The following is a 21842-nucleotide window of genomic DNA, read 5'->3' as shown; positions in this document are numbered from 1 at the left end:
TTCAGACTAGCGTGGTTGGGTCGGCCTCTTGCGTTACGAAAGCGGATCATATGGCAACATCCTTGTCTTCACCGCTTCCACCCTCCGCATTATCCCGCCCCAGCGAAAATATTCGCACCCTCATCCCGTCATCGCTCACATCATAACGGAAGGGCTGCCCCCACGGATCAACTGGAACTGTCTCTTCCTGAAGGTATGGTCCAAACCAACCTGTCGCAGTTGGCTTTGGCTCGACCAGAGCGCCCAGCCCTTCTTCATTTGTCGGATAACGCCCGACATCCAGTAGGAACATGTCCGCAGCAGCTCTTATGTTGCGGATCTGCACTTCCGCTGTCTGCGATTTTGCACGGCTCAGGTAGCCGACGACGCGCGGAGCGACCACGCCCATGATCAGAGCGAGAATCACCATCGCCACCAGCAGTTCCATTAGGCTGAATCCGGCTTCAGCGTCATGCGCCCGCCGCGCTTGCGTGATCTTTTCGGTCATGTCTGCTCCTCGTCCTGCCACGGATCCCGACCAATGAAATCTACAGTCGAATCGCCGGAGTTGGAACAATCCATGCAGCATGGCGCGCCACACATCTTATAAGATGTTAGAAACCGCGACTATTTTACTGCTCGCCAATCACAGGGCCCGGGACCGTCGCAATGAAGCCATCAGGCACTATGTCTTAAAGTATCGAAAGACTTCGTACCCCGACAAATCACTCGGATCTGTCGTTCTGCCAGCTTGCTGCGATAATTATTCCATGCGGAAGGCGATCGGCAACAATGCATCGTGAACGCATCTAATGGATTGAGACACTCAAACAGAGGGGCATACGGATGTATCGTCACGCATTGAAACTAGCAGCTTGCGCTGCAGCAATTTCCACTTTGGGGATCGGCCAGGTCGCGTCAGCACAGGCCGCCCCCCCCATTCCCACAGAAATCGAAGGGCCGATCGAAGACTGGGACAACGTCAACAGGATTCTTCGAGTTGCCGGCATTGACGTTCTTGTGTCCGGGCGAACCACGATTGTTTCCCCGACCGCAGATCGGCGCACCGCAAGGGATGGACTGGTTCTCGGTTTCAATGGTTGGTTCAAGGGACCTTTCTTGCCCGGCAGGAGTCAACGCGGCTTCATCGGCGGTACGGCGATCGCAATCGGCACATGGGATCCGACAGGCGGACCACTCGGAACCGGAATAATGGTCGCCGATGATGTATTCACCGAACCGGCCGAGAACGTCGTCCTGGGCGTCATAACATCAAATCTGTGCTCTACACCGAATTGCGATGGTGAGACCGACTTCATTCGCGGCAGCAACGGGCCAGTCATGCTTCCCATCGACGACCGCCGCATGCCAGCCAACGACATCCGCGTCGACTCAGGATTTGCACTCGATCTCACGTCTGCAGATCTCGTCGGCGTACCCTACGGGATGGAGGGATATTACGGAGACCGGAATGTCGCGACTCCCGATGGAGCGAATGAAAAGGCACTCCATTACTTCATACTGGATCTTACAGGTCCGCTTGACGCCTTCCTGGCCAACAAGGACATGCACGAAGTTGCTGTTGAACGGGCAAATTGCCGTGTAGGCGATGAGCTCGCAATAAGGGGTGCAGTCCACTCTCCACTCGAGCCGGATGGCACGCCATCGGATACGGTTGGCTCTGCGAAGGGAGTCATTCAGGCAAATTTCGTTCTTCCTAACGGAAACTCCGTCACCCGGTTCTCGACTGACATTGTCCCCGATGTGGCACCTGGACCAAGCGCAACGTCGACATTCCAGCTGCAGACGAACCTGCCAAATTGCCCAACGAGCGTGGAAGTCCTGTGGCAGCCAGATATCGGCTCGACGGAACCCTTTGCGACCACCACCACCGATGTTGACGTGAGACTCTGATCCACGGGTATTTCAGTATCAGATACGGCTCCGAGCGCAAACGCGGCCGGGGCCGTGTTTATGAATCGGACAACAGGCTTGCATGCCGCCCGACAGGCCATACCTGCATGACCAGGGTCACGTTGGGGACATGGCGCTGCGATCTTGCCGTCGCGATCGGCAGGGAGAACGCTCCGTATCAACCCTGGACCCGCTGTGCCTTTAGATGAAATGAAAGGCTTCCTCACCCAATTGGAGGAGGTACGCAACCACGCCACCAAATGACTATGGTCATACAACAATCAACGCCCCAATATGGGCATCGGCGGAATTACCCCCACCATGAAACTGAAACTTGCCGCGTGAAGTCTAGGAAACAGGCCCATTAAAAATGGGATGATTACCGCGCCGCTATGCCGTCAGTTCGGCATCTCGCGGGTCACCGGCTATAAGATTTACGATCGCTATAAGGACTGCGGGCTGGACGGCCTGAATGATCGCAGCCGGCGCCCGTACCGGCAGGCCAGTCAGCTGCCTTTCCAGATCGAGCGCAGCATTCTCAGGATAAAGCGCGAGTATCCATCCTGGGGCGCGCCAAAGATCCGAGACAAGCTGCTGCGGGAGTTGCCGATGTTAAAGCCACCAGCCGTGTCGACTGTTCACGCGGTCCTTGACCGGCACGGGTTGGTGATCCGTCGCAAGCGCCGACGCTACACGGCGCAAGGCACGCCGCTCAATGCCGCCAGTGAGCCTAACGGACTATGGTGCGCCGACTGCAAAGGGGAGTTCCAACTCGGTAACCGGCAATACTGCTACCCGCTGACGATCTCGGATTATCAATCACGCTACCTGCTCGCCTGCGAACGGGTAACCTCAACCAAGGCAGACTTTGCCTTTTCTGTATTTGAGAGTGTTTTCAAGGAGTTCGGACTTCCATGTGCAATCAGGACCGACAATGGTGCGCCTTCCGCCAGTTCGCATGCCATGTTCGGCCTGAGCAAACTTTCGGTCTGGTGGCTGCGTCTCGGCATCCGACTCGAGCGCATTCGTCCCGGTTGCCCGCAGCAGAACGGCCGGCATGAACGCATGCACTGACCTTGAAGAAGGAGGCCACAAAACCTCCCGCCTTCAACTCTCTCCAGCAACAGGAGAGCTTTGACCGCTTCGTCGATGTTTACAACAATGAGCGTCCGCATCAGGCATTGGCCGGAGCTTGTCCCGGCGACCTCTATACACCCTCGGCGCGCATCTATGAGCCGCCAGGCGACCCCGAATATCCCTTCCATGACAGGACTGTCCGCGTCACACGCTGTGGACGGATCTGCATTGGAAAGCGAAAGATAAATCTGAGCCAGGTCTTCGCAGGCCAAATCCTCGGCCTGCGCGAAGTCGAGGACCAGCTTTGGCTCGTCTCATTTCTAAACTATGATCTGGGCTTCTTCGATAGTCAGGAGGATCGCGTCGAACCCGCTACCAACCCATTCGCACCGGCAGATGTGTAAACCATCTGTCCGGTATCAAATGTAAACCATGTGCCCGGAATGTACCCCCAGGGGCTGGCGGAGAGACAGGGATTCGAACCCTGGGTACCCTTGCGAGCACATTAGTTTTCGAGACTAACCTATTCAACCACTCTAGCACCTCTCCGCGCCCCGGTGGGAAGGGTGGTGACCTATACTGACTGCGAGAAGATTTCAACCACCTGAAATCGCCTGAAGATGACATTTGACAGCAGGTCCGGTTTGGTGTTTACCCCCCGCTTCAGGCGCGGACCGGCGACGGTTTCGCGCGTATTCCATTTTGATTTCATGCCGGAAGGATGAGACCCATGTTCGCGGTCATCAAGACAGGTGGCAAGCAGTACAAAGTTTCCGAGGGCGACACGATCGTCATCGAGAAGCTGGATGCTGAAGCCGGTAAAGACGTGACGTTCGATAACGTCCTGATGCTCGGAAGCGGTGAGTCCGTTACGGTTGGCGCGCCTCTCGTGGCTGGTGCGACCGTTTCCGGCGAAATCGCCGAGCACATGCGCGGCCCCAAGCTGATCACGCGGAAGAAGCGCCAGCGTCAGACTTACCGCCGGACAATCGGCCACAAGCAGCACCTGACGACCGTGACGATCACGTCGATAAATGCTGACGGCAAGGCGCCTGCTAAGAAGCCTGCCGCCAAGAAGGAAGCCGCTCCAAAGGCTGAAACGGCCGCTGCCGAAGCCCCGAAGGCTGCACCAGCAGCAGCGCCGGTCGCAGAATCTGCTTCTGCCGACAATCTGAAAAAGATGACCGGTGTCGGCCCCGCGCTCGAAAAGAAGCTGAACGCTGCCGGCATAACGACTTTCGCGCAGATTGCTGCCCTCACGGAGCCGCAGATTGCCGAGCTCGAAGAACAGCTGAGCCTGACGGGCCGTTTTGCAAAAGACGGCTGGGTCGCACAGGCTCAAGAATTCGCCAAGGACGCATAAGGGCGCTATAAGCCCCTTCAGACAGGACAGGAGCAGAGTATGGCTCATAAAAAATCAGGCGGCTCGTCACGTAACGGTCGCGATTCGAACCCGAAATACCTTGGCGTCAAGAAATATGGCGGCGAGCATGTCGTGCCAGGCAACATCATCGTGCGCCAGCGCGGTACGCAGAAGTATCCAGGCAAGGGCGTCGGCATGGGCCGCGACCACACCCTGTTTGCGCTGACCGAAGGCAAGATCGAGTTCGCCAAGAAGACCGGCGGCCGCATGTATGTGAATATTGTACCGCTCGCGAACGCAGCAGAATAGCGGCTGACAGCGCGGCCGCGGGAACGTGGCCGGATCGAAAGTCGATCATTCCGAGGGGAGGCAGGCCACTGCTTCCCCTTTTTCTTTGCCCTCCCCTGCCCTTGTCCTGCCCTGAGGAGGCGAAGATGAGTGACGAGATAAGGACGGAGCGGCTGCTGTTACGGCCGGTCGGGCCTGTTGATGCCGGCCCGATCACGCAGGTGGTGCAGAATCCCAGGGTCTACCGCATGCTTGCCAGCGTAGCGCCGGGCCAGTCCAAGGCCCAGACGCTGGGCTGGATTGCAGGCCATAGTGCCGCCGCGGTGTCAGATCGTGAACATATCAGGGCGATGATCCTGGACGGCCAGCTTGTCGGCGTCATAGGGGCGAACCGGAAGGCGGCCGGCCTGTCATTCACAATCGGTTACTGGCTCTCGCCTTCAGCTTGGGGCAAGGGCCTGACGACAGAGGCAGCCATGGCCCTGCTCTCATGGCTGGAACAGCGCGGCGAGACTGCCTTCCTGTCGGGGCACTTTGCCGACAATCCGGCATCAGGGCGGGTGTTACAAAAGCTCGGCTTCATGCGGGCTGGCCGCAGCAAGCTGTTTTCCCTCGGCCGGGGCGAAGCGGTTGATCACTTCGACATGGCGCGGATCGCGCGAAACGCGTAAGAGGACCCGATGAAATTTCTTGATCAGGCCAAAGTTTATATCAAGTCCGGCGGTGGCGGGGCGGGATGCGTCTCGTTCCGGCGCGAGAAATATGTCGAGTATGGCGGTCCTGATGGGGGCGATGGGGGCCGTGGGGGTGATGTGTGGGCCGAGGCGGTCGACGGGCTCAATACGCTGATCGACTATCGCTACCAGCAGCACCACAAGGCCAAGCGTGGCGGTCACGGCATGGGCAAGCAGCGCACCGGCGCCAAGGGTGATGATGTTACGCTGAAACTGCCTGTCGGTACCCAGATTTTCGAGGACGACCAGGAAACGCTGATTGCAGACCTGACGGAAGTGGGACAGCGCGTCCTGCTGGCAACCGGCGGCAATGGCGGCTGGGGTAATCTGCGTTTCAAGTCCTCGACCAACCAGGCACCGCGCCGGGCCAATGCCGGCGAAGAGGGTGAGGAGCGCTGGCTGTGGCTGCGCCTGAAACTGATCGCAGACGCCGGGCTTGTCGGACTGCCGAATGCCGGCAAATCGACCTTCCTGAGCGCCGTAACGGCCGCCAATCCCAAGATCGCCGACTATCCTTTCACCACGCTCGATCCCGGCTTGGGCGTGGTCGACCTTGGCCCGAACACGCGCTTCGTGCTGGCAGATATTCCTGGGCTGATCGAAGGCGCCGCCGAAGGCGCTGGCCTCGGCCATCGTTTTCTCGGACATATCGAGCGCTGCAAGGTGCTGCTGCACCTGATCGACTGTACCCAGGACAACCCGGCTGAGGCTTACCGTACCATCCGCAAGGAGCTGGAGGATTACAGTCCGGAACTGGCTGAGCGGCCCGAAATCGTCGGCCTGAACAAGATTGATGCGCTGAACCCTGAACTCGTTGCCGAGCAGGTCAAGCAGCTGAAGAAAGCCTATAAAGGCAAGCCGCTTTTGATCTCGGGTGTCACCGGGGCCGGCGTTCGCGACGCGCTGTTTGCGATTGTGAAGCACCTCGGCCTGCAGGCTGAAGCTGAGGCAGATGGTGTCGACGAGGACGGGTCATGGTCCCCCTGAGCGCCGCGCGACGGCCGCTAGTGATGATGATGGTGCGGCTCTGTATTCAGGCGCCCGCACTTGCCGCATTTGACTACAACACCATGCGCGTCGTGATGGCCAACATTCACAAGCAGCTTGGTCTTGCAGGATCCGCAGCGATAGGTCTCATCGCCGCCGCCTTCCCGCACAGGGCTGCCAGCCGTGTGCTCGAGGATATCGGCGCCGGCAGCCGCGTCAGGCGTCAGAAGAATCATGTCGAATTGGGGCATCGGTTCGGCCTTGTCGAAAGTGGATCAGAATTTGCGGTCCACACAGCACAGCGCCGGCCAAATTGCCAGCGCCGGATGAGTATTTGCGCATGACACGCGAGGCGTTCCAGAAAGCAAAGCGGATCGTGGTAAAAACAGGCTCCGCACTGATGGCTGACGGCGGGGCAGCCCGTACCGACTGGCTGGCGCGATTGGCTGGCGACATTGCCGACCTGCGTGCACGGGGCAAGGACGTTATCCTTGTTTCATCTGGCGCCGTGGCGCTGGGACGTGTCGACCTCGGGTCGCCCTCCCCTGCGCGACTGGACCAGAAGCAGGCGGCGGCGGCGATCGGGCAGCCGCGCCTGATGGCTGCGCTCGCAGGAGCCTTCGCGCCGCATGGCGTGACCGTTGGCCAGGCGCTGCTGACTTTGAGCGACACCGAAATACGCCGGCGCTGGCTGAATGCGCGGGCGACGCTGGATACCTTGCTGGACGCGGGCATTGTGCCGGTGATCAACGAGAATGACACGGTTGCGACGGATGAAATCCGCTATGGCGACAATGACCGGCTGGCGGCGCGGGTGGCACAAATGATGGGCGCGGACCTGCTGGTCCTCTTGTCGGACATTGACGGATTGTACACGGCCGACCCGAATATGGACCCGAACGCGACACATATCCCTGTTCTGACAGAACTTTCTGCCGAGCACGATGCCATGGCCACGGGCGCCAATGCGGCGTCTGGTGTGGGGTCTGGCGGCATGGTGACCAAGCTGGCAGCGGCGCGGATTGCCCATGCAGCCGGGTGCTCGACAATTATCACGCGCGGCAACCGGGACCAGCCGCTCCGGGCCATCGAGAACGGCGCGCTATCAACGCTAATCGTCGCAAACATTACACCAGCCACGGCGCGCGAAGCCTGGTTGATGGGCCATTTGAAGCCCGAAGGTACGCTGATCGTGGACGCGGGCGCTGCGCGGGCCTTGCAAGGGGGGGCAAGCCTCCTGGCCGTGGGGGTGACGGGGGTGGACGGGGTGTTCGAGCGGGGGGCTGCGGTGGCGGTCAGGCTGGCTGACGGCAAGACGATCGCCAAGGGCGTGACATCCTATGGTTCAGCCGACATCCTGCGCATTCTCGGCCTGCAAAGCGACGCGGTCGAAGCCGTCCTCGGCTATCGCGGCCGGCCTGCCATCATTCACCGGGATGACATGGTGCGCGTATGAGTGATGCCGGTGTGGCGCATGTTCGACTGGCCTCAGCAGCTGACCTTGATGCCCTCGTCGGCATTGAAGAGACCTTTCCTGCGGAAGACCGCTTCCCGAAACGGACCTGGAAGCGCCTCCTGAGTGGAAACACCCTCGCGCATGTCGCGGTTCTGGACGGAACCGTTGTGGGGACTGCCGTGTTGCTTTTTCGGCGAGGCAGCCGGGTGGCCAGGCTGTACACCCTGTCTGTTGCGCCGGAATTGCGGGGCAAGGGAATTGCCCGGCAGCTGCTGGCGGCGGGCGAGGCTGCGGCCACACAAAAAGGATGCGAACACATGCGTCTGGAAGCGCGCGAATCAAACCAGCATGCTATTCTGCTTTACGAGCGCAGCGGATATCGCGTAATTGCGCGGGTTTCTGGCTATTACCCGAATGGAGAGACCGCGGTGCGAATGGAGAAGCCCCTGGGCAATTCCGAGAGTTCGAGCCGATGACCGACTGGGTGATCCTCGTCGAATCAGCGAGCGACATTTCACAAGCCGAAACTCCTCACAAGGTTCTGCGGGTCAATGACTATATTTCCAAGCCGGCCCTGTTTGCCGGACGCCGGCCCTATGTCCTCAACCTGTCGCGGTCATATGCCTACCAGTCGGAAGGCTATTATGCGTCCCTGCTGGGCGAAGCCCGCGGACACCGTGTCAGCCCCAGCGTGCAGACCATGGTCGAACTGTCGGCCAAGGGACTCTATGCCCACGCCCTGCCCGACCTGGGCGAACGTGTGCGCGAAGCCCGCGCCAAGGGCGCGCCTGAAATTTCCAGCCTGTTCGTGGCCTTCTCGAAGTCGGAAGTTCCCGGTTACGAAAAGCTTGCCAGGGAAGTGTCGGACTGGTTCCGGACGCCTGCGCTGGAAGTGGAATTCGACGATAGCACACCGAGCGGCATCGCCCGGGTTCGCATGGTGTCCCCGCACAAGCTGAAGGATGCAAGGCGCGCATTTTTCCTGGAGGCGATGGCGACCTATACGAGCGGACGGATAAGCGCGCCAAAAACCCGCACACCGGCCAAATGGTCGCTGGCCGTGCTGGTTGATCCGAAGGAGCAGCATGCACCATCCAAGCCGGCCTCCATCAAGCGCCTCGCTGATGTCGCGGCCAAGATGGGTGTTGAAGTCGAGCTGATCGAGCCATCAGACCTCACCAGCCTGGCCGAATTTGACGCGCTCTTCATTCGTGCGACGACTTCCATCGACAATTTCACCTATCGGTTCGCCCGCCGCGCCGAACAGGAGGGCATGCCCGTCATCGACGATACGCACTCGATGATCCGCTGCACCAACAAGGTCTACCTGAAGGAAATCCTGGAAAAGGCGGGTTTGCCGATACCCCGGACCGAGATCCTGGACGAGAAGTCAGACCTGGCCGCCGCGTTTGCCGTACTGGGGTCGCCTGTCATCCTGAAGACGCCGGACGGGTCGTTCGGGAACCATATGGTGAAGGCGACGACGCTGGAGGAATTGAAAACGGCCGTCAAAGGCATGTTCAACGATACCGCGCTGGTGATTGCCCAGGAGTTCATGCCAACCAAGTTCGACTGGCGCATCGGCGTGCTGAACGGTGAACCGCTCTATGCCTGCCAGTACAGGATGGCCCGCGGCCACTGGCAGATCGTCAAGCACGCCCCCGGGGGCAAGACGACCGAAGGCGGTTTCACCACGATGCCGGTCGAGGATGCCCCGCCGGATGTTGTCGATGTCGCTGTGCGTGCGGCGCGCCTGATCGGTGACGGCCTGTACGGCGTGGACCTGAAGGAAACCGACAAGGGCGTCGTAATCATCGAGATCAATGACAATCCGAGCATCGACCATGACGTCGAAGGCGCCGTGATGAAGGACGAGATCTGGCGTCGGATCATCTCGTGGTTTTCAACGCGCCTGGAACAGCGGATGGCGCGTTCAGGCTAGGCCTAGAACTTGAAGGCGCCGGACCTGAGCGAGTCAAAGCGATCATGCGTGAACGGCACGTATTCCTTGCGTTCGGGATGATACATCCAGATCGGGTCGGTCACATCATCCACGTTGAATCCTTCCTGGACCAGCTCCACCTTGCGATACTTGAACGTACCGGTCGTATCGGCATCACGCTGGATACGGATGAAGATCGGAATGGCATAGGGCGGCAGCTTCTCGTCGAGCGCCTTGTAGAGCCCTTCGAAGTCAACGTCGCCATCCGTCGTAATCGCTGCCATGCCCGCCTTGCCGTCATAACCCGGCAGCGGAACCCCGTAGACATTGGCGGTGGCGATGCCCGGAAGACTGGATAGGGCTTCACCGACCTCGTTCGTGGAAACGTTCTCGCCCTTCCAACGGAACGTGTCCCCGATCCGGTCGACAAAGTAGATATAGCCATCCTTGTCCTTGCGCATGAGATCGCCCGTGCGGAACCACATGTCGCCCTTCTCGAAAACATCCTTGAGGATCTTCTTCTTCGTGGCCTGCTCGTCATTATAGCCTTCGAAACGGTTGCGGACGTCTTCCCCGATCAGCCCGAGCGCCTCGCCAGCTTCATCGACGTCCGTGCGGATACAAAAACCTTCAGCGTTCCGCACAGGCTCTTCGGTCTCGATGTCGAACTTCACAAAGGCGATATTCGCGAACTGCTTTTCCAGCCAGCCCGGTATTCGGCCCACAGCTCCGACCTTGCCGTCAAAGTTGAGGAAGCTGACATTGCCTTCGGTCGAACCATAGAATTCGCAAAGGTGAGGGATCTTGAAGCGTTCGAGAAACTCTGCCCATACTTCGGGACGCAGGCCGTTGCCGAAGCCGGTGCGGATCTTGTGCGCCTGCTCCTTCGGATGCGGAGGCTGGTTCAGCAGGTAGCGGCAAAGCTCGCCGATGTAGACAATGGACGTGGCACCCTGGTCGGTTGCCTCATCCCAGAAGGCGCTGGCGGAAAATTTGCGGCGCAGGATGATTGACGCTCCGGTCATCACCGCCTGGCCAATGCCGCAGAGGCCACCCGTGCCATGATAGAGTGGCAGTGTGAGATAGATGCGATCACGCTCGGTGATGTGGCAGGGCGCAATGAAGCTGCGCATCATGCCTTGCGTGCGGGCATAGGTGAGCCTGGCGGCTTTCGGCAGGCCCGTCGTGCCGGATGTATAGACATAGAGGCAGAGGTCGCGCCCAAACAGGGCCGCCCGGTGCTCGCGGGACGGCCGCGCGGCTGACACGCCCGCCATGGCGGCTTCAAGATCAGCGCCTTCGGTCCCGCCAAGTGTCCAGACCGGTGGCCTGGCGGTGAACAGGCCCTGCGAACTGCGGATCACATTATCCTGCTCGGTTCCGGTAATGACAAATCTTGCATCCGAAATATTGATGCAGTGTGCGAGGGAATCGCCCTCGAGATTCGAATTGATCAGCGCGGTGACGACGCCGATCTTGGACATGCCATACCATGTCGCGACATAGTCGGGCCGGTTTTCCATGAACAGGGCAACGCAGTCTCCTGCCTTGAGCCCCTGCTCCAGCGCCCAGTTGGCGATGCGGTTGGCGCGGGCATCGAACTCGTCATAGGTGGTCAGCGTGCCCTCGAAGCGGAACGCGACATTGGCCCCGTGCCGGTCGACAACGCCCTCAATGTCGTCGGGGACAAGATTCTGCGAGTCCGGGCTGATATCACCGGTCCATTTCGTGAGAGCACGTACTGAAAGAAAGTATTTGGCTTCGCGGACCAGAACGGAAACGAAATTCATATAGACATCATCCTGCAGTCGGGGCGGGCGTTTTCGGCCCGAGTCAACAATTCCTGACAAGGTGAACGCGGGATTGGACGAATTGTCAAAGGGGCGCGGCCATCGGCCCGCAATGACGGGTTTGCAGGCGCTGGCGTCTCTGGTAGGTCCCGTCGATGCGAAACGGAGGGTGCGCAATGTCTGATCCTGTCGGAAACCTGTTGGAGTTGCTGGACATCGAGCAGCTGGAGCTCGACCTCTTTCGCGGCCAGAGTCCGGATGAGCGCGCCAACCAGCGCGTGTTTGGCGGTCAGGTGATCGCTCAGGCGCTGGTCGCCGCACAGCGCACCGTCAAGGATCGGATGTGCCATTCGCTGCACGCCTATTTTATCCGGCCCGGCGACCCCAAGGTTCCGATCATCTACCAGGTTGATCATGCCCGGGACGGTGGCAGCTTCACCACGCGGCGGGTCGTGGCAATTCAGCACGGCAAGCAGATCTTCAACCTCGCAGCCAGCTTCCAGGTGCCGGAAGAAAGCTGGGAGCACCAGCACGACATGCCCGACGTGCCGCCTCCTGAGTCTCTTAAGGAGCTGCGGGAACGGCGGCTGGAAATCGTCGACAAGGTGCCCGACCGCCTGCGCGACGAATTCACCCGCGAGCGTGATATCGAAATGCGCGATGTCTCGCCGCTCGACCTGTTCCATCCGGAACCGGCAAGCGACGTGCATCAGGTCTGGTTCCGGGTGGCGCGTGAGGTTGGCGACGATCCGGCACTTCACCAGTGTCTGCTGGCCTATGCCTCCGACATGAGTCTGCTTGGTACAGGCAACCGGCCGCACGGACTGACCTGGTTCGATCCGAAACTGATGTCCGCGAGCCTCGATCATGCGATCTGGTTCCATGCGCCGGTCAAGTTCTCCGACTGGCATCTCTACGCGATGGACAGCCCGTTTGCGGGCAGCGGCCGCAGTTTCAACCGTGGCAGCGTCTATGACCGGGACGGCAAGCTGGTTGCCAGCGTCGCGCAGGAGGGACTGATGCGCATGGTGAAGCCCAGGACCTGAGCTTTTTCAGTCGAACCGCGTGAATAGAGCCTTGTTTGACTGGATTTTTCCGGTGCGGCGTAAAACGATTGAAAATAACAGACAAAAGGGGCTTGCGCGCGGCGGCGCTCCCATTATTACGGGACTCCGGAGCGTAGCGCAGCCTGGTAGCGCATCTGGTTTGGGACCAGAGGGTCGGAGGTTCGAATCCTCTCGCTCCGACCATTTTCTCAGCGGGCAAAACGCCCGTACTTGTTGAGATTTCCCTGTAAATACCGGCCCCTTCACGCGGAAGTCGCACCTTTCTGCTTTGCGGCCAAATCGGACAAAGCCGGACATATTCCGACTTCCCGAGGTGGCTTATTGGTGGCTCAGAGGTGGCTTGGGTGGCACAGGGCTTGAAAGCCACCGTCTTCAGACTCGAAAGAGAGCAAGAAGACATGGCCAATAACCGACTCAAACTCACCCAAACCAATGTTCAGCGCCTTATCCGGGAGCATGACGGGGCGAAAAAGGTGCGCCACTGGGACACCGAGGTCCCGAAACTGTTCCTGGCCATCACGCCGAACGGCAGTGCAGCCTACAAGCTCCAGATCGTGAAACCCGACGGCAGCAAGACAGACGCGAAACTGATCGCCGCAAATGATGGCTCTCCGGAAATCGCCCGCGCCCTTGCAATGAAGGAATTGGGCCGGATGGCGCTGGGAGAGGTGGATCCCGTCACCCGCAGGCGAACTACAAAGGTTGCGGCGCAAGAGGAGAAAGCATCGACTTTTGCCGCTCTGACTTCCCGTTTCATGGCAACACCGGAGAAATCCCCGCCCAGCATCAAGCAACGCACCTACGATGAACGGGAACGACTCCTTCGGGTCCACATCCTGCCTTCGCTTGGGGAAGCACAATTCCGGCAGATCACCAGGGCTCAGGTACGAGGATTGGTGCGGTCAATCCAGGCCGAAGCCGCTAAACACCCACGCGCCAGAGAAAGTAGCAATCCCGGCGCAAAACTCGCCAATGAATGTCAGGGCGTTATTCGCGCGGTGTTCAACTGGGCCATCGAAGAAGAACTGGCAGATATGAACCCGGCCACCTTCCGGAAACTGTTCAAGGACACACCCGACAAACGCTCACAGATGCCAGACGGGGCTTTGAAGCTCATGTGGGACACATTGAACGAAGAACTGCAAAGCGACGAGGGACGCCACGGCTGGGGGGCCGCGCTAGCTATCATGCTGCATGCCCTCACTTTGCAAAGGCCCGCCGAGATCGTTGCTGCCAGGCGCGACCAATTCGACTGGACGCACGGAAAGGAAATGTGGCGCATCCCGGCCGGGCAGACAAAAACAAACGAGGTTTACGAGGTGCCGCTGTCACCTCAGGCAGCCGCGCTGTTCCGCGATGCCCTTTCGAAGCACAATCTGCCATGGGTGTTTCCGAACAAAGTCGGCGATGACCACATTCGTCACGATGGCCCAAAGCAGCGCTGGATGAGGATACGCAACAAGCTGGTCGCCGAGGCCCGGAAAATAGACCAGACCTGCCCGCTCGACGGCGTTCAACTCTACGACTGCCGGCGCCTCGGTCGGACACTTTTGGTACGAGAGCTTGAAGTGTCACCGGCGATCGCCGAGGCGTGTATCAACCACGCGCCCGACCGATCGATGCGCACGCGCTATGATGTGGGAGAGAGTATAGGCGATGTCCGCCAGGCGATGGAGTTGTGGGGTGACGAAGTGGAACGGCTTGTGGGTAATCTTTCGTCGAATGGCGCTATCGGGCATTCCGAGGAACGCCTGTCGACAGGCTAAAAGTGGCACTCATAATGCCGAATTAAAACTCCCAAGCTGGCAACGAGGGTTCGATTTCCTTCACCCGCTCCAGATTATATATATGTATATCAATGCGTTATATGCCAACCCCTACGCAGCCAGCAGCAGCCTTCGTAGGCCAGCTAGAAAACCACCGGCACGCATCGCGCTCGGTCGGAATGACAGCAGGCGCTAATAGGAATGATTAGACGCTCATATTGCGTCGATCGGGCCCGATCCTATCACGATTGACGCGCGAGTGATCGGTTCGCATTCGGTCGGGGCTCGGCACCTGCCCGACAGCGATGAACATAATGAGTATATTGCACTACGACGCAATACATTCACGCATCGCTTCGCCTACGGCACATATGATGGTTAGTATACGCACGTTTTCGCGTGGGATTATTGACTGATGACTACAAAGGATTCAGCAGAGGAACTACTCGAAAGCCAATCTGCTTGGTTTTGTCGGTGTAAACGACACATTTTTCATTTAGTTACAACGTGTTACGAGTAAACCGCATTCCAAAATACTCAATACTTTCAACGGAGAGAACCGTCTAATGTAAACCGTTTTCGTCGCTCTGATCAGACGATTTCGAATCGCTCCAACCTACCGCCTTTGATCGTGGCCTGCCACCGTTTGAAGAGAGTTTGACGACATCATGCGCCCCATCCAGACCAGGGGTCTCATGGTCGCGACACGGGCCGGTTCGCTCCTGACCCTGATCATCCAGTTCGAACGGGTCGTAGCGGCTGAACCCCTGAATGGGTGGACAATGGGCCTCTTCTATATCGTGCCTTTCTGCGTGTCGATGCCAGCAAGGCCGCGCGCATCCATACAGGTTAAGCGCTTCAGGACGCGCCCTCTTGCTGATAGAATGCGCCGGACCTGGTGCGCGAATCCAGTCCCTGACCCGCCGCCCCGGCTACCTACACTTCAATGAACCGCACGATCCCGCGCTCATGCAGGAGGTTGCCGAGGTTTCGAAACGAGAGTGGAAATCTGACAGATACCAGGACGCCAAGCTGAATGATGTCGAGCGAATTTATGACGTAGCCGGACTGATTTTTTCGGCCTGAAACAGGGCTAAGCACCCCTGCTCCGACCTCAACGCCACTTGCACTGACATAGCTCCCGGGGAGCGTAGAATCATACTGGCCTTGTGAAGCCGAACCGCGACTACTCCGATGTCCAACATGACAATGCCAATAGGCCCTATCGAAAAGACCTCTGCAGATCCTTCAGCTTCGCTGCGCCAGGGTTCAATTCGCTGTAGGGAATCTGGTTGAGGGGGCGTGGTCCCGTATTCTTTCGGGCGTGCATGTCGGGCACGTCCTCGTTTATGTAGAGGAAGCCAGTGAGAATTTCGTCCTTGCTCTGGCCTTCCAGCACTTTGGCAAAGGCGCCCGCTCGGTCGCGAGGGTCGTAATCGCTATCGAGCTTACGCAAGCGAATGCGGCTGCCATCGTGCATTTCGACAGGCATCAGCTCGCCTTCCTCATAGGCTGTCATTATCTCTTCACTCGGCGGCACGAAATCAGCGTGCACGGCCGGATGGAAATATTTGTAGGTGTGCGCGTAGGATTTGGTGGACCCCTTGTGATCGTTAAACGTCACGCATGGCGAGATGACGTCGATAAGGGCAAAGCCCGTATGTCTGAGCCCGGCTTTGATCAGCGCGATGAGCTGTTCGCGATCGCCGGAGAAGCTGCGCGCCACGAAAGTTGCGCCAGTGGCCAGAGCAAGGGCAGCAGGATCAATCGGTGGCAGCTCGTTGGCGCCGCCTTTCTTGGCGATTGAGCCAATGTCTGCGGAGGCGGAGAACTGACCTTTGGTCAGGCCGTACACGCCATTATTGTAGAGCATGTAGAGCATGTTTACGTTGCGCCGGATCGCGTGTGCCATCTGGCCGAGACCGATGGACAGACTGTCACCATCGCCGGAAATGCCGATATAGGTCAGGTCAGAATTTGCCGCGACTGCGCCGGTGGCAAAAGCCGGCATCCGGCCATGCACGGTGTTGGCGCCGTGCGCACCGGACATGAAGTATGTCGGGCTTTTCGACGAGCACCCGATGCCTGACACTTTAACCGCCATGTGCGGCTCGACCGACAATTCGAAAAAGGCGCGGGCCAGAGCTGCATTGACGCTGTCATGCCCGCACCCAGCACATAGGGTCGACGCGGTGCCGTCATAATCAGCCCGGACCATGCCGAGCGTGTTGACCGGCTCTTGCTTGCGGCGGATTTTTGGTTTGACGAAGGAGGTCATGCGATCTTCCTTACTTTCACGGCGGTCTGGATTTCATCATAGACGAAGCGGAAATTCAGCGGTTCGCCAGAATAATGGAGGATCGCAACAAGTTTTTCCTTAGGCGCAGTGGTCTCGGCGACCAAAAGCCCGCGCAACTGCGCGTCGCGGTTTTGTTCGACCACGAAGACCTGCTCGTGCGCATCGATGAAAGCCTCGACTTCCTTTGAGAAAGGGAAGCCCCGCACACGCATATAATCGACCGGGATGCCGGAGGCTTCGAGGCGGTCGCGCGCCTCCAGAACCGCTGGATCCGAGCTGCCGACAGCAATGATGCCGCAGCGCGCTTTCGAACGGGCCGAGATGGTGATTGGGGCAGGAACGGCTTCGGCAGCGTTTTTCCACTTTGCCAGAAGACGGTCGACCACCTCTTTGTATTCGGGGCCCTTTTCTGTGTAGCGCCCAAATTTATTGTGTCCCGATCCACGAAGAAAGTAAGATCCCTTTGGGTTCGTTCCGGGCAAGGTACGATACGGGATGCTGTCATTGTCGACGTCGAGATAGCGATGGAATGTGTCGAGGCCATCGACCTCTTCCGCAGTCAGGACTTTGCCGCGATCTGGGACGTATGTGTCGTCCCAGGTCAGTTCGTCGACCATCCAGTCATTCATGCCGATATCTATGTCGGACATGAAGAAGACCGGGGTCTGGAAGCGCTCGGCAAGGTCCAGCGCGTTGACCGCCATCTCGAAACACTCGCGTGGATTAGCGGGAAATACGAGGATGTGGCGAGTGTCGCCGTGCGAGGCGTAAGCGCAAAGCTGAATATCGCACTGCTGGGTGCGGGTCGGCATGCCGGTCGATGGACCTACCCGCTGAATATCGAACAATACCATCGGCACTTCGGCATAATAGGCATATCCGATAAACTCGCTCATCAGTGAAATGCCGGGGCCGGACGTGGGTGTGAAGGCACGGGCGCCGTTCCACGAGGCGCCGATGGTCAGACCGGCTGCGGCCAGTTCATCTTCGGCCTGAATGATGCAAAACTTGTTAAACCCGGTTTCCGGATCAACCCGTAGCTTGGCACAGTATTCGGCAAAGCCATCCATCAACGAGGTCGACGGTGTGATCGGATACCAAGCCCCGAATGTCGCGCCGCCATAGACGCAACCAAGCGCTGCGGCAGTATTGCCGTCGATGATAATTTTGCCCTCTGTCTTGTTCATTGACATGACGCGGAAGGGTAGCGGGCATTCATAGTTTTCATTGACATAGTCGAAGCCGAGCGCCAGCGCCTTCATATTGTCTGGGACCAGCCTTGGTTTGCTGGCGAACATTTCTTCAACCAGCGCCTGGATGACTGCCATGTCGAGGTTGAGCAGGGCGGCGGCTGCGCCGACATAGGCCATGTTCTTCATCAAGACACGTGAGCGGGCGACTGCGAAAGCGTCGTTACACATCCGTGACAAGGGCACACCAATGACTGTGACATCGGTACGTGCCGTTAGCTGTGGGCGTGGCCAGGTTGAATCGTACATCAGAACGCCGCCTGGCGTCAGCTCCGCAACGTCATCGGCATAAGTATCGGGGTTCATCGCCACAGACAAATGGACATTGCCATCGCGTCCACCATAGCCATCGCCGGTTACGCGAATTTCGTACCAGGTCGGCAAACCCTGAATGTTGGACGGGAAGATGTTTTTGCCGACAACCGGCACGCCCATGCGGAATATCGTCTTCATCAAGAGACCATTGGCGCTGGCAGACCCCGTACCATTGACGGTCGCGACCTTGATCACGAAATCATTGACAGATGGTCCGGTCATTCCGCAGCACTCAACTTTTGCCCACTGGCGTGATGGATTTTGATGACACCTTCCTGCATATCCCATGCCGATGTCGGGCAGCGTTCGGCGCAGAGACCGCAATGCAGACAGATGTTTTCGTCCTTGATCATCACACGACCGCTAAACGATAGCGGGGCAGATGTGAACAAGGCTTGATCGGCGTTTGCCGCATGCACGATGTTGCGAAGGTCAGCTTCAGAAGCCTGAGGCGTGATGGACAGGCACTCAACCGGGCAGATGTCGATACAGGCATCGCACTCGGTGCAAAGCGGCGCGTCGAAGACGGTATGCACATCGCAGTTCAGGCAGCGCTCGACCTCAGTCGCGATCTGTTCCGCCGAAAAGCCAAGTTCAACTTCGATATCAAGTTTCTTGAACCGGTCGACCAGCGCAATATGCTCCATCTTGCGGCGGTCAGAGGCATCATACGCGTTTGAGTAGCGCCATTCAAACATGCCCATTTTGGCCGATTCGAACTCTATCTCGTCGGGGGAGCGGACGGTGAGGTCTGCGCCATGACAATATTTGTGAATTGAGATTGCGGCTTGATGACCATGCTCAACGGCCCAGATGATGTTCTTGGGGCCAAATGCAGAGTCGCCGCCGAAGAAGATGCCGCGCCTTGTCGACTCAAATGTCTTCTCATTGATAACTGGCACATCCCATTTGTCGAACTCAATGCCAGAGTCTTTTTCGATCCACGGAAATGCGTTCTCCTGGCCGATGGCGAGAATAACATCGTCACATGGGATCATGACCTCCCTTGCAACACGCTGGTCGGTAATGCGGCCGGTGTCGTCCACGTCGTATTCCATGACGTCGAACATCATGCCGATCAGTTTGCCATTCTCCGTCACGAATGATTTTGGCGAATGATTGACTGTGATATCCACACTTTCTTCTTCGGCGTCTTCGAGCTCCCATTCGGAGGCCTTGAAGAAGGCGCGCGGTTTACGGGCCATGACTTTGACCGATTTGGCTCCGAGGCGCAGCGAGGTGCGGCAGCAATCCATTGCGGTATTGCCGACACCAATGATCAGAACGTTTTCGCCAATCGCGTCAGTATGATCGAAGGCCACTGATTCCAGCCAATCGATGCCAATATGAATGCCTTCCTTCGCATCCCGACGGCCAGGCAGATCGAGGTCTTTGCCCTTGGGCGCACCGGTGCCGACGAAGATGGCATCATATCCCTCGGTCTGGAGTTGCTTCATGCTCTCAATGGCTGCGCCAAGTTTTAGGTCGACGCCCATTTGCAGGATGTATCCAAGCTCTTCCATCAACACGTCTTCGGGCAGGCGGAACGCCGGAATGTTGGAGCGCATCAAGCCGCCTGGCTTGTCGAGCTTTTCAAAAATTGTACATTCATAGCCCATCGGGGCAAGATCGTTTGCGACAGTGAAGGATGCGGGCCCTGCACCAATCAGCGCAATGCGCTTGCCGTTGGACTGTTCCGGCTTTTTGGGCAGACGGTCGGTGATATCATCGCGGTGGTCGGCCGCGACGCGCTTCAGACGGCAAATTGCGACCGGCTCTTCCTCAACACGCGTGCGGCGACAAGCTGGCTCACAGGGGCGGTCACATACGCGACCAAGCACGCCCGGAAACACGTTAGACTCGCGATTGAGCAAGTAGGCGTCGCCATAGCGGCCTTGCGCAATCAAACGAATATAGGCGGGGACCGGCGTATGTGCCGGGCAAGCCCACTGGCAATCGACGACTTTGTGGAAGTAGTCGGGATCCTTGATATCGGTAGGTTTCATGATGCCCCGTTTTCAATATCGGAAGCGTAGCGGCAAAATTTCAGGCTGCAATGAGAAAATCCGCCGCGCCCGTACCACGGTCAGAAGAGCTCGTCGGAACTCTCCCTCCCTGCTCCGTGGACCTCGTTTCAAGCGGACCGACCAGTGGCAACTATAGCCAGAGAACGCTCGGCAAGAAACGATCGACTATTATGCTCTGGGCAAATCATTTCGCCTGAGCACACCACTCCAAGCCCGTTTTACCTGATATTGCCTGCTCAGGCCGTGCGGTGACTGCCGGCACAACAAAAACCCTCGGGCCACCGCGATCCGCGCGCCGTCTTCACCTTGCCTATGGGTCCCAGGCGAACCGCCAGAAAACCGGATCCCAGGATACTCGCAGATATTCTGAGGGGCACCATGACCTGACGCGTACAAGCTGCCTGAGGCTGAAGACAGACAACACGCGGAAAGATCGAGGGCTGAAACATGAATTCCACTTTGTATCGCACGTTGATTGCTGCAACGGCGCTGTCCAGTATCTTATCGGCTAACGCGCAGGCCCAGCAAACGACGACAGGTGCCGATCAACAGGCTCAGGCCCTGTTGGAGCGCATAGAAAAGCTTGAGACTGAACTGGGAGACTTGCGAGCCAAAGTTCTGGAATCATCCCTGACAGCCACAAAAGCGGAGACAACTGCACTCAATGCTGTTGACAGAATAGCAGGGGTAGAAAATCAGACGGATCTGATTGCGGACAATACCAGACCAAGCGAAGCGCCCGATACGAAATGGCATTTAGCCGGATATGCCGATGTTGGTTTTTCAGGTGGCGATATGCCGGGATCGGACACCGATGACATTCGAGCATTTCTTCAAGCCAGCAACAATTAGCGAACAAGATCACATGAAAGGGTCGTTCCGATGAATTTGCGATTCCCACGCACCCTCTGCATCGTCTTTTTTGCCAGCGGCGCCATGTTCCTGGCTTCTGGCGCCGAGGCTCAAGACACATCCGACACGGCTCGTGGCAAGGAAGTCTATGCCGGGACGTGTGTCGCATGTCATGGCCCTACCGGCAAAGGCACCATTCCCGGTACGCCAGATTTCAACAAGGCGAATGGCGTGCTATCTCAAGACGATGATGTCCTCACAGATCATATCACCAACGGATTCCGTGGTCGGCGCTCGGCCATGCCAATGCCCGCAAAGGGAGGAAACGCAAGTCTTACCGATTCAGATATCGACGACGTATTGGCATATCTGCATGAAACATTTGACCACGAATGATATCCAGTTGCCCGCGGCATTGCCGGTTGGAACTAGTATCGAAATATTCCGCGCTTGCGCCCAATACGAGCAGTCAGCGAGGCCGTTTGCGGTCAACGATGGGGCGCATGCGGATACGGGCTGTCCTTTGATGAAAATATAAGCATGCGCCATTTGTATTCATATCGATCAGCCGGAAAACGGATCACCCTTTTCGGTGTTCTTTTGGCTTTTGTCGTCATAGTCGCTTCTTCTTCATTGGCTTCGACCTCAAACTACTCGAAACGGATGGGAGTGGCTGACGCCTCTCACTCCCAGGTTCAAACTGTTACCGTAATAAGCGTGGAAGCGTGCGCATGCA

Annotated in this window: 18 protein-coding genes, 2 tRNA genes and 3 pseudogenes; 15 read left to right on the top strand and 8 right to left on the bottom strand. The window is 58.2% G+C overall.

Annotated features, from left to right (window positions below):
• Positions 1-46 precede the first annotated feature (46 nt).
• Positions 47-487, bottom strand: coding sequence for a type II secretion system major pseudopilin GspG (gene gspG / locus VR74_RS01280; RefSeq protein WP_045693692.1), 441 nt, complete (start codon positions 485-487; stop codon positions 47-49).
• A gap of 611 nt (positions 488-1098) precedes the next feature.
• Between gspG and VR74_RS01275 the strand changes: the two genes are divergently transcribed.
• From VR74_RS01275 to VR74_RS21485, 3 genes and pseudogenes are all read left to right on the top strand, one after another.
• Entirely contained in the window at positions 1099-1893 is a 795-nt protein-coding gene (locus VR74_RS01275) for a hypothetical protein (protein WP_299949280.1), read from the top strand.
• A 231-nt stretch (positions 1894-2124) separates the two neighbouring features.
• Positions 2125-2238 (top strand): annotated as a pseudogene (locus VR74_RS20305) (IS3 family transposase); the annotation flags it as partial.
• Positions 2239-2268: 30 nt separating this feature from the next.
• A pseudogene (locus VR74_RS21485) lies at positions 2269-3374 on the top strand (IS481 family transposase).
• 55 nt (positions 3375-3429) lie between these two features.
• Here the strand turns inward: VR74_RS21485 and VR74_RS01265 are convergent.
• Positions 3430-3519, bottom strand: a tRNA-Ser gene (locus VR74_RS01265).
• A 181-nt stretch (positions 3520-3700) separates the two neighbouring features.
• On the opposite strand from VR74_RS01265, the gene VR74_RS01260 reads away from it, so the two are divergent.
• From VR74_RS01260 to obgE, 4 genes are all read left to right on the top strand, one after another.
• Positions 3701-4333 (top strand): 50S ribosomal protein L21, encoded by a 633-nt coding sequence (locus VR74_RS01260; RefSeq protein ID WP_045693688.1) that lies wholly within the window; start codon positions 3701-3703, stop codon positions 4331-4333.
• Positions 4334-4372: 39 nt separating this feature from the next.
• Entirely contained in the window at positions 4373-4642 is a 270-nt protein-coding gene (gene rpmA / locus VR74_RS01255) for a 50S ribosomal protein L27 (RefSeq protein ID WP_045693686.1), read from the top strand.
• A 125-nt stretch (positions 4643-4767) separates the two neighbouring features.
• The gene (locus VR74_RS01250) at positions 4768-5292 is read left to right on the top strand and encodes a GNAT family N-acetyltransferase (RefSeq protein WP_045693684.1); all 525 of its coding nucleotides are present in this window, start codon (positions 4768-4770) and stop codon (positions 5290-5292) included.
• Between the two features lie 9 nt (positions 5293-5301).
• The gene (gene obgE / locus VR74_RS01245; RefSeq protein ID WP_045693682.1) at positions 5302-6342 is read left to right on the top strand and encodes a GTPase ObgE; all 1041 of its coding nucleotides are present in this window, start codon (positions 5302-5304) and stop codon (positions 6340-6342) included.
• A gap of 17 nt (positions 6343-6359) precedes the next feature.
• Here the strand turns inward: obgE and VR74_RS20290 are convergent, their stop codons facing one another.
• Entirely contained in the window at positions 6360-6593 is a 234-nt protein-coding gene (locus VR74_RS20290; RefSeq protein WP_299949276.1) for a hypothetical protein, read from the bottom strand.
• Positions 6594-6682: 89 nt separating this feature from the next.
• Between VR74_RS20290 and proB the strand changes: the two genes are divergently transcribed.
• Genes proB through VR74_RS01225 form a run of 3 tightly spaced genes read left to right on the top strand, consistent with a single transcriptional unit; the run spans position 6683 to position 9740 of the window.
• Entirely contained in the window at positions 6683-7798 is a 1116-nt protein-coding gene (gene proB / locus VR74_RS01235) for a glutamate 5-kinase (protein WP_045693678.1), read from the top strand.
• Positions 7795-8274, top strand: a complete 480-nt coding sequence (locus VR74_RS01230; RefSeq protein WP_045693676.1) for an N-acetyltransferase — start codon at positions 7795-7797, stop codon at positions 8272-8274. Before proB ends, VR74_RS01230 begins: the two co-directional genes overlap by 4 nt.
• Positions 8271-9740, top strand: coding sequence for a RimK family protein (locus tag VR74_RS01225; RefSeq protein WP_045693674.1), 1470 nt, complete (start codon positions 8271-8273; stop codon positions 9738-9740). Before VR74_RS01230 ends, VR74_RS01225 begins: the two co-directional genes overlap by 4 nt.
• 2 nt (positions 9741-9742) lie before the next feature.
• On the opposite strand, the gene VR74_RS01220 is transcribed toward VR74_RS01225, so the two are convergent.
• Complete coding sequence (locus VR74_RS01220) at positions 9743-11530, bottom strand: long-chain-acyl-CoA synthetase (protein ID WP_045693726.1); 1788 nt, start codon at positions 11528-11530, stop codon at positions 9743-9745.
• Positions 11531-11706: 176 nt separating this feature from the next.
• Between VR74_RS01220 and tesB the strand changes: the two genes are divergently transcribed.
• From tesB to VR74_RS01205, 3 genes are all read left to right on the top strand, one after another.
• On the top strand, positions 11707-12576 hold the full coding sequence (tesB, locus tag VR74_RS01215; protein ID WP_045693672.1) for an acyl-CoA thioesterase II: 870 nt from the start codon (positions 11707-11709) through the stop codon (positions 12574-12576).
• 127 nt (positions 12577-12703) lie between these two features.
• Positions 12704-12780: transfer RNA gene (locus VR74_RS01210), tRNA-Pro, on the top strand.
• Between the two features lie 173 nt (positions 12781-12953).
• Complete coding sequence (locus tag VR74_RS01205; protein WP_299949274.1) at positions 12954-14363, top strand: tyrosine-type recombinase/integrase; 1410 nt, start codon at positions 12954-12956, stop codon at positions 14361-14363.
• Between the two features lie 957 nt (positions 14364-15320).
• On the opposite strand, the pseudogene VR74_RS21480 reads toward VR74_RS01205, so the two are convergent.
• The 4 genes and pseudogenes from VR74_RS21480 to VR74_RS01185 form a co-directional block, all read right to left on the bottom strand.
• Positions 15321-15419 (bottom strand): annotated as a pseudogene (locus VR74_RS21480) (IS6 family transposase); the annotation flags it as partial.
• A 166-nt stretch (positions 15420-15585) separates the two neighbouring features.
• Positions 15586-16641, bottom strand: a complete 1056-nt coding sequence (locus tag VR74_RS01195; RefSeq protein ID WP_045693667.1) for a 2-oxoacid:ferredoxin oxidoreductase subunit beta — start codon at positions 16639-16641, stop codon at positions 15586-15588.
• Positions 16638-18449 (bottom strand): 2-oxoacid:acceptor oxidoreductase subunit alpha, encoded by a 1812-nt coding sequence (locus VR74_RS01190; RefSeq protein WP_045693665.1) that lies wholly within the window; start codon positions 18447-18449, stop codon positions 16638-16640. Before VR74_RS01190 ends, VR74_RS01195 begins: the two co-directional genes overlap by 4 nt.
• Entirely contained in the window at positions 18446-20233 is a 1788-nt protein-coding gene (locus VR74_RS01185) for an FAD-dependent oxidoreductase (RefSeq protein ID WP_045693664.1), read from the bottom strand. The genes VR74_RS01190 and VR74_RS01185 overlap by 4 nt, the downstream gene beginning before the upstream one ends.
• 468 nt (positions 20234-20701) lie before the next feature.
• On the opposite strand from VR74_RS01185, the gene VR74_RS01180 reads away from it, so the two are divergent.
• Both VR74_RS01180 and VR74_RS01175 read left to right on the top strand, forming a co-directional pair.
• The gene (locus VR74_RS01180; protein WP_045693663.1) at positions 20702-21106 is read left to right on the top strand and encodes a hypothetical protein; all 405 of its coding nucleotides are present in this window, start codon (positions 20702-20704) and stop codon (positions 21104-21106) included.
• A gap of 30 nt (positions 21107-21136) precedes the next feature.
• Entirely contained in the window at positions 21137-21502 is a 366-nt protein-coding gene (locus VR74_RS01175) for a cytochrome c (protein ID WP_299949272.1), read from the top strand.
• Positions 21503-21842: the final 340 nt, after the last annotated feature.

The organism is Hyphomonas sp. BRH_c22 (genome assembly GCF_000961795.1).
GTDB lineage: Bacteria > Pseudomonadota > Alphaproteobacteria > Caulobacterales > Hyphomonadaceae > Hyphomonas.
The sequence above is the reverse complement of the archived record's forward strand: the minus strand, read 5'-3'. Positions and strand labels throughout refer to the sequence as shown.